Origin of the sequence: Glycomyces sp. NPDC047010 (genome assembly GCF_040644205.1) — a bacterium.
GTDB lineage: Bacteria > Actinomycetota > Actinomycetes > Mycobacteriales > Micromonosporaceae > Glycomyces.
In genome coordinates this window covers 45,028-59,481 of record NZ_JBEYVY010000003.1, presented here as the reverse complement: position 1 = coordinate 59,481, position 14,454 = coordinate 45,028, and the positions used below count along the sequence as shown (strand labels likewise).

The 14,454-nt window shown below is 73.2% G+C and carries 11 protein-coding genes; 6 read left to right on the top strand and 5 right to left on the bottom strand.

Annotated elements, in window-relative coordinates:
* Nucleotides 1-31: 31 nt before the first annotated feature.
* Together AB0A65_RS06665 and AB0A65_RS06660 are read right to left on the bottom strand one after the other, a co-directional pair.
* Nucleotides 32-574, bottom strand: a complete 543-nt coding sequence (locus tag AB0A65_RS06665) for a hypothetical protein (protein ID WP_359947383.1) — start codon at nt 572-574, stop codon at nt 32-34.
* Between the two features lie 57 nt (nt 575-631).
* A complete protein-coding gene (locus AB0A65_RS06660; RefSeq protein ID WP_359947380.1) occupies nt 632-1,510 on the bottom strand; it encodes a helix-turn-helix transcriptional regulator in 879 nt (292 codons plus the stop codon).
* Between the two features lie 168 nt (nt 1,511-1,678).
* Here AB0A65_RS06660 and AB0A65_RS06655 point away from each other — a divergent pair, with 168 nt between their 5' ends.
* The 4 genes from AB0A65_RS06655 (at nt 1,679) to AB0A65_RS06640 (ending at nt 7,668) form a co-directional block, all read left to right on the top strand.
* Entirely contained in the window at nt 1,679-2,455 is a 777-nt protein-coding gene (locus AB0A65_RS06655) for an SDR family oxidoreductase (RefSeq protein WP_359947377.1), read from the top strand.
* A 400-nt stretch (nt 2,456-2,855) separates the two neighbouring features.
* Nucleotides 2,856-4,151, top strand: a complete 1,296-nt coding sequence (locus tag AB0A65_RS06650; RefSeq protein WP_359947374.1) for an MFS transporter — start codon at nt 2,856-2,858, stop codon at nt 4,149-4,151.
* A gap of 86 nt (nt 4,152-4,237) precedes the next feature.
* On the top strand, nt 4,238-6,778 hold the full coding sequence (locus tag AB0A65_RS06645) for a tetratricopeptide repeat protein (RefSeq protein ID WP_359947371.1): 2,541 nt from the start codon (nt 4,238-4,240) through the stop codon (nt 6,776-6,778).
* A gap of 113 nt (nt 6,779-6,891) precedes the next feature.
* Nucleotides 6,892-7,668, top strand: coding sequence for a maleylpyruvate isomerase family mycothiol-dependent enzyme (locus AB0A65_RS06640; RefSeq protein WP_359947368.1), 777 nt, complete (start codon nt 6,892-6,894; stop codon nt 7,666-7,668).
* Between the two features lie 182 nt (nt 7,669-7,850).
* On the opposite strand, the gene AB0A65_RS06635 is transcribed toward AB0A65_RS06640, so the two are convergent.
* Complete coding sequence (locus AB0A65_RS06635; protein WP_359947365.1) at nt 7,851-8,354, bottom strand: sigma factor; 504 nt, start codon at nt 8,352-8,354, stop codon at nt 7,851-7,853.
* 434 nt (nt 8,355-8,788) lie between these two features.
* Between AB0A65_RS06635 and AB0A65_RS06630 the strand changes: the two genes are divergently transcribed.
* Both AB0A65_RS06630 and AB0A65_RS06625 read left to right on the top strand, forming a co-directional pair.
* Nucleotides 8,789-9,739 carry a sensor histidine kinase gene (locus AB0A65_RS06630; RefSeq protein WP_359947362.1) on the top strand — a complete coding sequence of 317 codons (951 nt, stop codon included), beginning with the start codon at nt 8,789-8,791 and terminating at the stop codon, nt 9,737-9,739.
* A 166-nt stretch (nt 9,740-9,905) separates the two neighbouring features.
* Nucleotides 9,906-10,847 carry an aldo/keto reductase gene (locus AB0A65_RS06625; protein ID WP_359947359.1) on the top strand — a complete coding sequence of 314 codons (942 nt, stop codon included), beginning with the start codon at nt 9,906-9,908 and terminating at the stop codon, nt 10,845-10,847.
* A gap of 98 nt (nt 10,848-10,945) precedes the next feature.
* Here the strand turns inward: AB0A65_RS06625 and AB0A65_RS06620 are convergent, their stop codons facing one another.
* The gene (locus AB0A65_RS06620; protein WP_359947356.1) at nt 10,946-11,359 is read right to left on the bottom strand and encodes a glyoxalase superfamily protein; all 414 of its coding nucleotides are present in this window, start codon (nt 11,357-11,359) and stop codon (nt 10,946-10,948) included.
* 130 nt (nt 11,360-11,489) lie between these two features.
* A complete protein-coding gene (locus AB0A65_RS06615; RefSeq protein ID WP_359947353.1) occupies nt 11,490-14,453 on the bottom strand; it encodes a glycoside hydrolase in 2,964 nt (987 codons plus the stop codon).
* Nucleotide 14,454 lies beyond the last annotated feature (1 nt).

Sequence of the window (14,454 nt, the reverse complement as noted above, 5' to 3'; positions counted from 1 at the left end):
GCGTCGTCCGAGCGCGTTTCCACCGTCCGGGTCACTCCGCCGCGCCGGTGAAGGCGGTCCGGAAGCTGCGGTGGCTGGCCATGTGGTCCAGGTACTTCGGGTCGGAGACGCGGATCGTGAACCCCGCCTGCTCGCCGTCGGCCTCCGGGTCGACCGAGAACGAGGCGATCACGGACTCGGCCCGCCGCCGGAATTCGGCGCCCTGCGGCTTGGTCAGCAGGTACGCGTGCCCGTCGGAGCGGCCCGCGTGCCCGTCGATCCGGCCCTCGTACTCGTTGTAGGCGTTGACCTTCGGTTCGATCCGCTGCTTGGTGCGGTCGTCGAGCACGAAGCCCTTGTCGTCGATCCACACGCGTTTGCCGAGGATGAGCTCGAAGCACTCCGCGAACTCCGCGGCGGTCGCCGGGTCGATGTCGGTGGCGCCGAAGCCCTGGAACCATGCGTCCATGAGCAGTTGGAGCCCGAATCCGCTGCCGCGATTGAACCGGACGTCTTCGCCGATGAGGCTCGTGAGCGTCCCGTCGAGCGTGTTTCCCTCACGGCCCCAGGTCCACACGTCGAAGATGTACGTCATGGCCGTGAATCATAACCAGTGCGGGCAATTCCGGCGAAGGTAGTGATAGATCACACTCTATATCTCTCGCGGAAGCGGTTCCACGCCAAGGCGGGAGGCCGCGGGGGCGGTCCAGCTGTCGAGGAGGCGCAGCGCCTGCGCGCTGGGGGAGTCCGGCTCGACGTTGTAGACGCACAGCGTCTGGTCGGGGTCGTCGGGGAACTCCAGCGACTCGTACGCGAACTCGATCTCCCCGGCCACGGGGTGGCGGTACGCCTTGCGGCCGTGGGTGCGGCGCAGCACATGGTGGTCGTTCCACCAGCCGCTGAACTCCGGGCAGCCGAGGGTCAGCTCGCCCACGAGGTCGGCGAGCTGGCGGTCCCCGGGGTGGCGCCCGGCGTCGAAGCGGAGCACCGCCACCGAGTCGCGTGCGACGGTCTCCCAGTCGACGACGCGCTCGCGCGCCTCGGGGTCGAGGAGGTACCAGCGCGCGAGGTTGCGCCTCTTGGCAGGGAGCGCGTCGAAGTCGGTGATGACGGCCTTCGCGAGCCGGTTCACCGCGAGCACGTCCATGCGGCGGCCGATGATGAACGCGGGCACCGATTCGAGGCTCTGGAGCGTCAGCAGCAGGCCCGGTCGCACCCGCTGGGCGGCGAGCGGTCCGCGCCGTCTGGGGGAGCGGCGGCCCGCGAGGTCCTTGAGGTGCTCGCGCTCGGAGGGGTCGAGGTGCAGCGCCTCGGCGAGCGCGTCGAGCACCTCGGGGGAGGGGTTCCCGGCCCTGCCCTGCTCCAGTCGTGTGTAGTACTCGACGCTCATGTTCGCCAGGCGCGCGACCTCGTCGCGGCGCAGGCCCGGGACGCGTCGCACGCGGCCGTCGTCGGGTACGCCCGCGTCCTGCGGGAGCACGCGGGCGCGGCGGCTCCGCAGGAAGTCCGAGATCTCGGTGCGCTGGTCCATGCCCCAATTCTGCCTCGCCGCGCAGCCCGGGACGGCCGCCTGACTGGTACTGGCGGTACCAGTCGCGGGAGGGGATTTTTGGGCCCGTTTCCAGGCGTTTTCCGGTGCTGTACTCGATTGCAGGGCGGCCCCACCGCCCTGGAAACCAAGCGCACCGAAGGAATCGAAATGTCTGCTGTGAACACCGTTCTGCCGCTCGCGGGCCGCGTCGCCGTCGTCACGGGCGCCTCCAGCGGCCTCGGCGAGGCGACGGCCGCACTGCTGGCCGGGCGCGGCGCGAAGGTCGCCGTCCTGGCCCGCCGCGCCGACCGCCTCGCCGCGCTCGCCGACCGCATCAACGCCGACGGCGGGACCGCGGTCGCCGTCCCGGTCGACGTCACCGACGCCGACGCGGTCCGGGCCGCGGCCGCCCGGATCGAAGCCGATCTCGGCACCGTCGACCTCCTGTTCAACAACGCCGGCGTCATGCTGCCCTCGAAGATCGAGGACGTGCGCACCGACCTGTGGGACCAGCAGGTGGACCTGAACATCGGCGGGTTCTTGAACACCGTGGCCGCGTTCGTGCCGCAGCTGCGCAAGGCCGCCGCCGAGAAGGGCGTGGCCGACCTGGTCAACACCTCCTCGATCGGCGCGCAGAACCTGTTCCCGACGTTCGAGGTCTACTGCGGCACCAAGGCGTTCGTGACCCACTACTCCCGCAACCTGCGCATCGAGCTCGGCGCCCAGGGCGTGCGCGTCGCGGTCGTGGAGCCGGGCATCGTCCGCACCGAGCTCCAGGGCCACGTCACCGAGCCCGACGCCACCGCGTGGCTCGACGAGACCTTCGCGACCATGGCGATCCTCGAACCCGGCGACGTCGCCGAAGCCGTCGCGCACCTGGTCGCCCTGCCCGCCCGCGTCAACATCGAGCGGCTCACGATCATGCCGACGACCCAGGCGAACTAGGCCGAGCGGCGCATCGCGTCCAGGTCGGCCGGGGCGCGGGCGCACCGGGCCGGTTCCAGCGCGTTCCAACCGCGCCTTCCGGCGGCGGCGCGTTCGCGGGAGTATCGCGGCACCTTGCGAAACCAGGAGAGGAGGCTGCCGTGCGCGACCGCGAATACCGCCGGGAAGACGACTGGCAGTAGCACCCCGAGGATGCCCGGCTCTCAACCGTGTGGCACCGAGGCCGGAGCCGGAACCCCGTGCGGGGTCCCGGCTCCGGCCGTCTCCGCGTGCGGCGCCCCGCGGTGTCCTCTTGCGTGCGGATCCAACGGATTCCAACCGGCCCTTCCGATTCGGGCCCGGTGCGGGTGCAATGGCCCTCGTCCGCGGCGTTCCGTCCGCGGTGAACCGGAGGAGCCGCATGTCCGAGCGGACGGCTAGATTCCGCGACGTGGTCGCCATCGGCGAGTTCAGGGTCCTGTGGCTCGCCCAGGTCCAGTCCCGCATGGGCGACCAGTTCGCGCGGGTCGCGCTCGCCCTGCTGGTGTTCGAGCGCACCGACTCGGCCGCGATCACCGCCCTCGTGTACGCCATGACGCTCATCCCGCCGCTCATCACGGCGCCGCTCCTGGCCGGGATCGCCGACCGGTACTCGCGCCGCACCGTCATGGTCGCCACCGAGGTCGTCAGGGCCGCGCTCAGCGCCCTCATGATCATCCCGACGCTGCCGCTCCCCGTGCTCGCGGTCCTGGTCCTGCTCGTCACCTGCCCGCACCCGCTGTTCTCCGCCGCCCGCACCGCGACCACCCCGCGGGTCCTGCCCGGGCCGCTCTTCCCGGTGGGCCAGGGGATCATGAGCGCCTCCGACAACATCGCGCAGATCCTCGGGTTCACCCTCGGCGGCGCGCTCGTCGCCGCGACCGGCAGCCCGCACCTCGCCATCGCCGTCAACACGGTGACCTTCGCGCTCTCCGCGATCGTGCTCCGGCTCGGCCTGCGGCCCCACCTGCCGGACGCGGCCACGGCCGGCACCGGCACCCGCAGCGGCTTCGCGCTCGCGGGCATCCGCTACGTCGCCGCCGACCGGCGCCTCCTCGGCCTGGCCGGGATGACCTGGCTGTTCGGGTGCTTCGTGGTCCCCGAGGCCCTGGCCGTGCCCTACGCCGCGCAGATCGGCGCCGGGGACGCGGCGGTCGGCTGGCTCATGGCCGCCGACGTCGTCGGCGCCGCGGTCGGGATGATCCTCGTCGCGCGCCTCGGCCCGACCCTGCGCCGCAACCTCACGATCCCCCTCGCCGCGGCCACCGGCGTGCCGCTCGTGCTCACCCTCGCCGGGCCGAGTCTGCCGGTGACCGTCGCACTCTGGACGCTCTCGGGCCCCTTCGGGTCCTATATGGTCCTCGCCCAGGTCGCGTTCACCGAGGGCATCCCGGACGGCATGCGCGCCAGGGCGATCGGCTTCGCCGCCGCGGGGCTCCAGACCGCGCAGGGCCTCGGCATGGCCCTCGCCGGGCTCCTCGCCGAAGCCGTCACCCCCTCGGTCGCGATCGCCTTGAGCGGCGCCGTCGGATCGGTCGCCGCCGTCGCCGTCGGCCTCCACGCCCGCCTCCACCGCACCCCCGACCGGCCACCGGCGGCCCCGCCTGCGGGCCCGGCCGCCGCCGACACGAGCACAGAAGGGAGGGAACGACATGCGCGATCGCGAGTACCGCGGTAACAAGGACTGGCGCCAGGCTCCGGCAGACTGGTAGTCCCCGCCCGCCGCGGCCCGGCGGCCGCGGCGGCTTCACCACGGAGGCACCCATGGCTTCACCAGCGCCCCCGCCCCCGCTCACCGAGCGGCTGGCCGCGCTCCTGACCGAGCACATGGCCCGCACCGGCGACACCGCCGCCGACGCCGCGCGCCTCCTCGGCGTCGCCGAGGAGGCCGTGCGCCGCTGGATCGAGCAGGCCGGCGGCGACCCCGACGCCGCCGAGTTCGCGCACCTCGACACCCCCGCGAAACTCGGCGCCTGGCTGCGCGCCCGCATCGCCGACACCGGGCGCACCGTCCGCGACCTCGCGGACGCCACCGAGTCCGTCAGCACCTCCACGGTCTACAACTGGCTCAAGGGCGACCACGTGCCCCCGCCGCCGGTCGGCGACGAACCCGACCGCTTCGACCTGTTCCTCAGCCACCCCGCCCTCGACCTCGACCTGCGCCAGCGGGTCCGCCTCGACGAGGTCCGGCGCCGCCTCACCGGGACCTCCCTGCGCCCCGCCGCCGACCCGGGCGCCGACTGGCCCGCTCGCGCCCTGCCCGCCGGGAACCGCACCTTCACCGGCCGCACCGACGAGCGGCGGCGCCTCGACCGGCTCCTCGCCCGGCACGCCCGCGGCGACACCGTCGTCTCCGCCCTCACCGGCATGGGCGGCACCGGGAAGACCGCGCTCGCCGTCCACTGGGCGCGCACGCGCGAGGCCCGCGCGACCTTCACCGACGGGTGCCTCTACCTCGACCTGAACGGGTACGCCGCGACCCCGCCGCTCGGCGTCGACACCGCCCTGCGCAAGCTCCTCCAGCAGTTCGGCGCCGACGCCGCGTCGCTCCCCGCCGACACCGACGCGCTCGCCGCCCGCTACCAGGAGACCGTCGCCGGGCGCCGCCTCCTGCTCGTGCTCGACAACGCCCACGCCGAGCCGCAGGTGCGCCCGCTCCTGCCCGCCGGACCCGGATGCCTCACCCTCGTCACCAGCCGCAGCCGGCTCCAGGGCCTCGACGTCACCGGCGGCCCCGTCGCCCACGTGCCGCTCGACGTCCTCACCGCCCGCGAGTCGGCCTCCCTGCTGCGCAAGCTCCTCGGGGCCCTCGTCGTCAAGTCGGCCGCCGACGCGGACATCGACGCCCTCGCCGACGCCTGCGGCCACCTCCCGCTCGCGCTCCAGATCGCCGCGGCCAACTACCTCACCCGCGCCCGGCCCGAGCGCGTCCCGCTCCGGGAGTACACCGGGACGCTCGCCGACCGGCGCATGGACGCGCTCGCCGTGGGCCCCACCGACCCCGCTTTCGCCGTCACGGCCGTGCTCGACGCCTCCTACCGGCACCTGTCCGCCGGGACCCGCCGGACCTACCGGCTCCTCGGGCTCCACCCCGGCCCCGACTGGACGACCGCGGCGGCCGCGTCCCTCACCGCCCGGGACCGCGACACGACGGCGGCGCTCCTGACCGAGCTCGCCGAGGCGAACCTGGTGTCCGAGCACGACGGGCGGTGGTCCTTCCACGACCTGGTCCGCGACCACGCCGCCCTGACCGCCCGCCGCGCCGACGCCGACGGAGTCCGCGCCGAGGCGGTCGCGCGGCTCCTCGACCACTACCTCCACAGCGCGTTCGCCGCCGACCGGGCGCTCGCGCCCGCCCGCGACCCCGTCGACCTCGCGCCCGCGGCCGAGGGGACCGCGCCCGAGCGGCCCGGCACCTCCCAGGAGGCGCTGGCCTGGTTCGGCGCCGAGCAGCGGGTGCTCCACCACGTGTGCGCGCGCGCCGACGCCGACGGGCACGACGCCCGCGCCTGGGCCCTGGCGTGGAGCCTGTCGAACCTCCTCGACCACGGCGGCGCCTGGACCGAGATGGCCGCGGTGTGGCGCAGCGGCCTCGCGGCCGCCCGCAGGCTCGGCGACGACGCGGCCACCGCCATCGCACTGCGCACCCTCGCCTACGCCCACCTGCAACTCGAACAGCACGACACCGCGCAGCGCCACCTGGAGCAGGCCCTCGCCGTCTTCGAACGCCTCGGCGACCGCACCGGGCTCGCGCACACCTACATCATGCTCAGCCACGTCTGCGAGAGCCGGCGGCTCCCCGAGGCGACCCTCGACATGCTCCGGCACGCCCTGGAGCACTACCGCGCCGCGGGCAGCCTCGACGGCGAGGCCCGCGCGCTCAGCGGCATCGGCTGGACCCTCGTCCTCCTCGGCCGCTACGAGGAGGCGATCCCCGACTGCGAACGGGCGCTCGCCCTGCACCTCCAGTGCGGCAACCGGTCCGGCAGCGCCGGCCCCCTCGACAGCCTCGGCTACCTCCACCACCGGCTCGGAAACTACGAGACGGCCGTGGACTACCTGCGCCGGGCCCTCGCCGTCCACCGCGAGCACGCCAACCTGCGGCCCCAGGCCACCGTCCTCGTTCACCTCGGCGAGGCCCACGAGGCCGCGGGCCGCCACGGGGCCGCCCGGGACGCCTGGACGCGGGCGCTCCGGATCTACGACGACCTCGACCACCCCGAGGCCGCAAGCGTGCGGGACCGCCTCGCCGCGCTCCCGCAAGCCGCCGGCGAGGGTCCCGCACCCGGTCTACCCTCGACGTGAGCTCGGCCGCCCACCCGCCGCCGACGGCGTTCCAGCGGATTCCAACGGCGCCTTTCCGCGGCGGTCCGGAGCAGGTGCAATGGCGGGGTCCGCGAGCACTTGGAGGTGCAGTCATGAAGACGTCCGCATACCTGGACGGCGTGGTCGAGCAGACCCGCGAGTTCGCCGGCCTGGTCGACGGGAAGGACGCGGCGGCGCCCGTGCCGACCTGTCCGAAATGGAACCTGTTCGACCTGGTCGACCACGTCGGCTCGGTGCAGCGCATGGTCACGATGCTCGTCAACGACCGGATGTCCGAGCCGAGCGACGCGTTCGCCCGCTACGTGCCGGCCCCGTCCGACTCCGCGCTGTGGCGCGACTGGCTCGACGAGGGCGCGGCCGAGGCGCAGCGGGCCTTCACGTCCGTCACCGGCGACACGCCCGTGTGGGACCCCTCCGGCGCCGCCGCGGGCGTGCCGTTCTGGTCGCGCCGCCTCTTCGGCGAGATCTGCGTCCACGGCGCGGACGGTGCCGCGGCGCTCGGCACCGACTACCGGCTGCGGCCCGACTACGCGGTCGAGGCCGTCGAGGACTGGCTGGACACCCTGACGTCCGAGGGCTACTGGGAGAACCGGCCGGACTTCGCCGACGGCATGCGCGGCGACGGCCAGACCCTGCACTTCCACGCGAACGACGCGGACGGCGAGTGGCTGGCCCGCCGCGAGCGGGACCGGGTGGCGCTGGAGCGCACGCACGGCGGGGCCGACCTCACGGTGAGCGGCCCGGCCTCGGACCTCCTCCTCGTCATCAGCCGGCGCCGGCCGCTCAAGTCGACCCCGTCGCTGGAGATCGCAGGGGACCGGGCGCTGCTCGACCGCTGGATCGAGCACATGGACTGGGTCACCGACTGACCGCGGCGATGATCCCTCCCCTTCCGCCGCAACGCGAACGGAACCTCAGGCGGATCGGCGGCACCGCGGTCGCGCCGCTCGCGGCCGCCATGGCCGGGCTAGGTCCCGTCCGGTGAATCCGGGCGGGCGGCGGGGGCGGTGTGCGGGAAACCCTGGCGGCGTCGGGCTTCCCACACACCTTCTCAGGGTTGGTCGGTGCGGGCGCGGGGGCCGGCGTGGCTGGTGCGCAGGGAGCCGGAGACGGGGGCGGCGAGCAGGCGCCGGTCGAGTTCGGCCAGTGTCGCCTCCATCGCGCGGGAGACGGGTGCCGGCCGGGCGTCGCCCCGGTCGGCGCGGGACGGGGCGTCCTGCGGCCGGGTCGCCTCGCGGCGGTGGCATCGCACCGCGTCGGTCATGGAGAGGATGGCGAAGGTGAGGAAGTCGTCCTCGGCCGGGTCGAACCGGTCGACGGCCTCGATGAGGCCGGTGCAGGCCGAGCGGAGCAGCTCCGCTTCGGAGTCCCTGCCCGCGTAGCACTTCGCGATGTGCGCGGCCAGCGGCAGGTGGCCGGTGATGAGCCGGTCGCGGATCGGGCCGCGTTCGGGGTCGCCGTCCGCGAGCGCGGAGAGCCGGGCGAACAGCGCCGCCCGGATCGGGTCGCCGTCGCGGCCGAGCATGGGGTCGTGGTCGGGTTGCCGTGGAGCCATGATGAGGCACCGCCTTCGAGCGGTCGGGAGTCACCGGCACGCGGCCGGTCGTTCGTCGAGCGGGTCTTGTCTGCGACCAGGCAAATGCCGGTGAGCTGTGGGCGACCCGCTGCGGAGAGGTCCATTCCCAAGGCGGACACCAAGTCCGCCACCCATCGATATCCGCTGGAGTCCTCGAACGACCGTTCCCCGCCCTTGACCGGCATCGCAAGCACTGGTCCACGCGGGTACCCGAAATCCTCCACTGTGCTCTTCAGCCTAGCCGTGCCGAACCGGCCTGTCACGGGGCGTAGCCCCCCTCTTCCCGTCGGACCGCCCCTGGCGGGCGCTCGCATTGAAATCGGGCCGTCACCCGTTTAGACTCGTTCTCAAGGCTTCACGTCGATTCCTGGTGGGTATCCGCTCAAGCTTGTTGCGATCGAAGGAGATCCGCGTTGAAAGCTGAAGCCGGTCCCGCGGCCGACGGGCCCTTCAGCCACACCGCGCTCCTGTACTCGGACGACGACGAGTTCCTGTCGGGCACCGTCCCGTTCGTGGAGACGGCGCTCGCGTTCGGCGATCCTGTCGTGATCGCGGTCCCCCAAGCGCACTTCGGCCTCCTCCGGAAGGCCCTCGGCGACTCGGTCGACCGTGTCCGGCTCCTGAACATGACCGAGGTCGGGGTGAATCCGGGCCGCATCATCCCCGGGGTGCTGCGCGCGTTCACCGACGTCCACTTCGGGCGGCGCTCCTGGGTCGTCGGCGAGTCCACCTGGCCGGGCCGCACCGACGACGAGTACCCCGCCTGCGCGCAGCACGAGGCGCTCATCAACTTCGCGTTCGCCGGGCACGACGTCGCCATGCTGTGCCCCCGCGACGTCGGCGGCATCGGCTCCCGGGAGCTGGCCGACCTGCGCGCCTCGCATCCGGTCTACACCGACGGGGAAGGGGCCCACGCCAGCGCCGACTACGACCCCGGCCGCATCGTCGGCGACTACAACACGCCGCTCAAGCCGCCGCCGAGGTTCGCGGTGGAGCGGCCCGTCGAGACGGACACGGTCGACCACGCGCGGTGGTTCGTCGTCGCCTTCGGGCGGCGGGCCGGCCTCACCGGCATCCAGCTCATCGACCTGGAGATCGCCGTCACCGAGCTGCTCATCAACAGCATCGTCCACGGCGGCGGCCGCGCCGGGTTGCGCATCTGGACCGACGACCGGGCCCTGGTGTGCGCCGTCACCGACGCGGGCCACATCACCGACCCGCTGGCCGGGCGCCGCCCGGTCGACGCGACGCAGCCGTTCGGTCGGGGGCTGCTGCTGGTCAACAGCGTCGTGGACCTCCTGCGCACCTACACGAGCGAGCAGGGCACGGAGACGCGGATCCACCTGCTGCTCCAGGACTCCTGAGCGCGCGGCGCGGCCGGGCCGGCGGGCCGGGCTCGAACGGCCGTCCGGATACCGGAGCGGTGTCCGCGCGGTGTGTGAAAGGATCGCTTCGGAAATCACCCGGCCCGCGCCGGGCCGAGAGGGCGCCGCCGCGCCTCCCCGGGAGCCCACCACGGAAGGCCACGCAATGAGCAAGCTCGGCAGGACCGGCATCGACGTCCACCCGCTCGTACTGGGCACCAACACGTTCGGATGGACCACCGACGAGTCCGAGGCGCACCGCATCCTCGACGCGTTCGCGGACGCGGGCGGCACGCTCGTGGACACCGCGGACTCCTACTCCGCATGGGTCCCCGGCAACGGGGGCGGGAAGTCCGAGACCGTCATCGGCTCCTGGGTCGCGAAGCACCCGGGGCGGCTCATGGTCGCCACGAAGGTCTCGCAGCACCCCGAGTTCAAGGGCCTCTCGGCCGCGAACGTCAAGGCCGCCGCGGAGGCGTCGCTCCGGCGCCTCCAGTCCGAGGCCATCGACGTGTACTACGCGCACTTCGACGACGCGGACACCCCGCTGGAGGAGACCGTCGCCGCGTTCGACGCGCTCGTCACCGACGGCAAGGTCAGGCACGTGGCCGTCTCCAACTACAGCCCCGAGCGCCTGCGCGAGTGGCTCGACATCGCCGAGCGCACCGGCGCCGCCCGCCCGGTCGCCTTGCAGCCCAAGTACAGCCTGGTCAGCCGGGCCACGTTCGAGCTGGGCCTGCGCGACATCGCGGTCGCCGAGGACCTGAGCGTCTTCCCGTACCACGCGCTGGCGAGCGGCTTCCTCACCGGCAAGTACCGCACCGAGGCCGACCTGGAGCAGAGCGTGCGCGGCGGCTCGGCCGCGAAGTACCTGAACCCGACGGGGCTCGCGGTCATCGACGGGCTCGCGACGATCGCGCAGGACCACGGGGTCGCCGTCGGCACCGTCGCGCTCGCCTGGGTCCGCAGCCGCCCCGGCATCGCCGGGCCGATCGCGGGCGCCCGCGAACTCGACCAGCTCGCTCCGCTCCTCGCCTCGGCGGAACTCGACCTCTCGCAGGACGAGCTCGACTCCTTGACCGCGCTCTCGGACGCCGTGGGCGCCTAAGACGCCGACGCCGACGTCGATACCAACACCGGCACCGCCCGGCCGGTCCGCGGCGCGAACGGGAAGCGGGCCGCCCGGCGGTCCGCGGGGCCCGGCGGTCATTTCGCCTCGTCGAACCTGAGGGTGTTGCCGAACGGGTCGCCCACGGTCAGGGTGCGCGATCCCCAGGGGGCGTCCTCGATCCCGGGCCGCGCGTACGGGTAGTCCTTCGCGGCGAGTTCCGCGTGGAACGCCTCGATGCCGCGGATCGGCACGAAGCAGGCCGTCCCCGGGGTCCCGTCGCCGTGGTGCTCGCTCAGGTGCAGCACCGCGGCGCCCCGCTCGACCTGCATGTACAGCGGCAGCTCCGGCTCGAAGCGGTGCTCCCACGCCACCTGGAACCCCAGGTAGCCGAGGTAGAACTCGCGGGCCTTCTCCACTGAGAAGATCCGCAGGATCGGCACCGGCGCAGCGATCGCGATCGGGCCGCCGGTCAGATCCTCGGCCGGAGTGCCGGTCGGGTCCTCGGTCATGTCGTCCCCCTTCGGTCGTCCTCTTGCGACCGCGCAAGCCTAGACCGGGGGTCCGACAGTCCGGCCCGGAACGGGACGGGGCCCCACCGCCGACCTGCGGTGAGGGCCCCGCCCGTGTTCCACCCGCCCGCTAAGCGGCCGGGGCCTTCGCGTAGACCTCGATCTCGCTCAGGATGATCCACCCCGCGGTCCCGCCGGAACCGGCGGTCATGACCACCCGCACGGCGGACGTCTTCGCGTTCACCTCCACGTCGATCACCGGCACCTCGTCGGTCGGCACGTCCACGAACCCCGCGTCGACCCAGTTCCCGTCCGCGTCGAGGTACTGCACCGTCAGCGTGTCTGCATAGGACGGACGGCCGCCGTCGCTCCAGAAGTGGGAGACGACCCGGGTCACGTCCCGCGCCTCCGGCAGCTCCACGGTGATCGCGTCCTCGGTGTTGAACGGCCCGGACTTCCAGTTCGACCACGCCTTGTCCGTCAGGACCCCGTTGCGCAGCCCCGCGGTCGAATAGCCCGGCTCGGTGTAGGTCGCCGAGACGACCGTCCCGTCCGCGAGCGCCGCGTTGGCCTCGACCGGGTCGGTGACCTCCACGTCCACGACCGCGGGCAGCTCCGTCCCGTCCACGAGCACCGCGGTGCCCTCGATCCGCACGGTCCCGTAGTCGTCGAACGCGCCCTCGGCGGGCGCCTCCCACGTCACGGGCACCTCGGCCTCGGTCCCGTGGTCGCCCAGCGCGGTCACGGTCTCCGGCAGCGGCGGCGTGTACCCCGGGTAGGTCTTCGCCGCGGCCGGGGCGGTCTCCGAGAACGTGTCGACGCTGACCTTCGCCTTGGCGCGGAACGTGTTCCCGAGCGCGTCGACCGCCTCGCCGAACACCGTCACCGTCTTCACGCGGTTCCAGGTGGACTCGCGCGGCATGTCCCACTCGACCGGCAGCGCCCCGCGCACGCCGTCGCGGTACACGCCCGGCACCGTGTCCGGCAGGACCGGCACGAACCCGGGCACCGTGTACGCGCTGACCTGCTGCGCCCGCAGCACGGTCTCGTCCACGACGCCCCAGCGCTGGTTGGCGGCCGACGTCGGCGTGTACGTCTGCACCGGCGACCCGTCCGCGGTGGCCTCGCCCCACACGTCCAGGACCAGGCCCGTGCCCACGTTCACCGGCACGTACGTGCCGTCGCCGGTGGTCGACAGGTACCACGTCGCCGCCTCGGACGGCTCCCCGCCGCCGGGCTCCAGGACCGCGAGCCCGTCACTGATCGCCAGACGGGAGCCGTTGGCCGCGTTGACGATCGTGTACTCCTCCGTGTTCGTGTACCCGTCGGTGAGCCGCTCGACCTCCCACAGCTGCCCGCCGTCCGACGCGTCGTCGGTCTCGATGACGATGCCGGTGCCGTCCGCGCTCGGCGCGATCGACTTGCCGCTCTGCACGCCGTCGAAGCGGTACACGTGCCCGTCCTGGAACAGCGGCGCGTCGCAGTCGACGCCCGAGACGCCCTCGACCACGAACGTCGTCACCGACTTCGCCGGCACGGTCAGCGTCGCCTCGTCGCCGCGCACCCGCACCGCGTCGCCCTCGACCAGCGCGCCGTCCGCGCTCGTGACCACCGGGGTCACCGAGGCGCCCCGCGCGACCCGCTCGAACCCGGACAGGTCGAGCGTGACCTCCACGGCCGCATCGGTGCTGTTCGTGTACACCACGTTCGCGCCCTTGCCGTCGGCCTCGACCGCGGCCGTCGTCGCCGCGTTGTCGGTGGCGATCACGTGGTCGCCCGGCTCGATGTAGTGCGTGAAGTTCTGGATCGTGTAGAACTTCGTGTTCACCTTGATCGGGCACGTCTCCAGCGTGTCCTCGTCGGTGCAGTCGAACGGCAGCTGGATCGAGCCCCAGCTGTGGCCCGCGGCCACGTCCTCGACCGGCTGCCACAGCACCCACGCCGTGGGCTCCAGCTCCCGCAGGTCGTCGGTGATCCGCGAGGCGATCCCGATGCCGTTCTCCATCGACGTGTAGTCCTGGCCGGAGGTCCACGACCCCTCGACCTCGCTCATCCACAGCGGCTTGTCCGCGGCCTTCGCGAGGTCGCGGGCGCTGGTGCGCTGGCCGGTGCCGTACGTGTGGACGTTCAGCTGCTCGACGTTCGCCCGGGACTCCTCGGTGTACGCGTTCCAGTTGCGCACGAACGTGCCCGGGTTCGTCTCGTCCATCGCCGACACCACCGCGTCGAGCTCGGACTCCGACAGCTGCTCGGCGAGCGCGTTGATGACCAGCTGCTGCGACTCGGGCCCGGCGTGCGCGCCCTCCTGCCGCCCGCCGGTGGGCTGCACGCCGTCCGGGCCGAGCTGGGTGCCCCAGTAGTTCGTGTTCGGCTCGTTCAGCGGGTCCACGGTGTCGAACTCGATGCCGTGCTCGGCCTCGACGCGCTCCATGACCTCGGTCAGGTACACCGCGAACTCGTCCACGGTGTCGGCCCGGATCTGGTCCTGGTTGGCGTCGAACCCGCCCGAGACGTACCCGGAGACGGTCTGGAAGTACGGCGGCGAGTTCGAGAACGCCTCCCAGTGGGTCACGTCGTCCTTGACGGCGTCGATCCACCACCGCTGATCCGCGTCGGCGTCCCAGTTCCAGTGCTCGGGGTTCTCGGGGTCCCACCAGTCCTTGTCGGCCTGCGTGGTGCCCTCGGGGGCGGCCCACCAGCCGGGGACGGCGGAGGCCCCGCCGCGCAGGTACTCGTTGTCGATGTTCGGGGCGTTGCCGCCGCCGATGTTGTACCTGGCGATGTTCAGGTTCAGGCCCTCGTCGCCGAAGACCATGTCCGCCAGCTCGTCCCGGATCTCGTCGGGGTAGCCGCCGGTGGCGTTCGCGAACCACACGAGGCTGGTGCCCCAGCCCTCGAACTCGGGCTGCTGGTATGACGGGTCGAGGACGACGGTCACCGCGTCGGCGGCGGCCTCCTCGGCGCTGGCGGTGAGCACGGGGAGGCTCGGCGCGGCGACGGCCGCCGCGAGCCCGGCGGCGCCGACGGCGGCGATGCCGCGTCTGAAGCCGTTGCGGCGCAAGCGCTGCGCACGCGGGGGACGGGGGGATGACATC

Bases quoted from the DNA above. Each gene is read 5' to 3' on its own strand.
- AB0A65_RS06615 (WP_359947353.1), bottom strand. From the start codon at position 14,453: ATGTCATCCCCCCGTCCCCCGCGTGCGCAGCGCTTGCGCCGCAACGGC.
- AB0A65_RS06625 (WP_359947359.1), top strand. From the start codon at position 9,906: ATGAGCAAGCTCGGCAGGACCGGCATCGACGTCCACCCGCTCGTACTG.
- AB0A65_RS06640 (WP_359947368.1), top strand. From the start codon at position 6,892: ATGAAGACGTCCGCATACCTGGACGGCGTGGTCGAGCAGACCCGCGAG.
- AB0A65_RS06645 (WP_359947371.1), top strand. From the start codon at position 4,238: ATGGCTTCACCAGCGCCCCCGCCCCCGCTCACCGAGCGGCTGGCCGCG.
- AB0A65_RS06660 (WP_359947380.1), bottom strand. From the start codon at position 1,510: ATGGACCAGCGCACCGAGATCTCGGACTTCCTGCGGAGCCGCCGCGCC.
- AB0A65_RS06655 (WP_359947377.1), top strand. From the start codon at position 1,679: ATGTCTGCTGTGAACACCGTTCTGCCGCTCGCGGGCCGCGTCGCCGTC.
- AB0A65_RS06650 (WP_359947374.1), top strand. From the start codon at position 2,856: ATGTCCGAGCGGACGGCTAGATTCCGCGACGTGGTCGCCATCGGCGAG.
- AB0A65_RS06620 (WP_359947356.1), bottom strand. From the start codon at position 11,359: ATGACCGAGGACCCGACCGGCACTCCGGCCGAGGATCTGACCGGCGGC.
- AB0A65_RS06635 (WP_359947365.1), bottom strand. From the start codon at position 8,354: ATGGCTCCACGGCAACCCGACCACGACCCCATGCTCGGCCGCGACGGC.
- AB0A65_RS06665 (WP_359947383.1), bottom strand. From the start codon at position 574: ATGACGTACATCTTCGACGTGTGGACCTGGGGCCGTGAGGGAAACACG.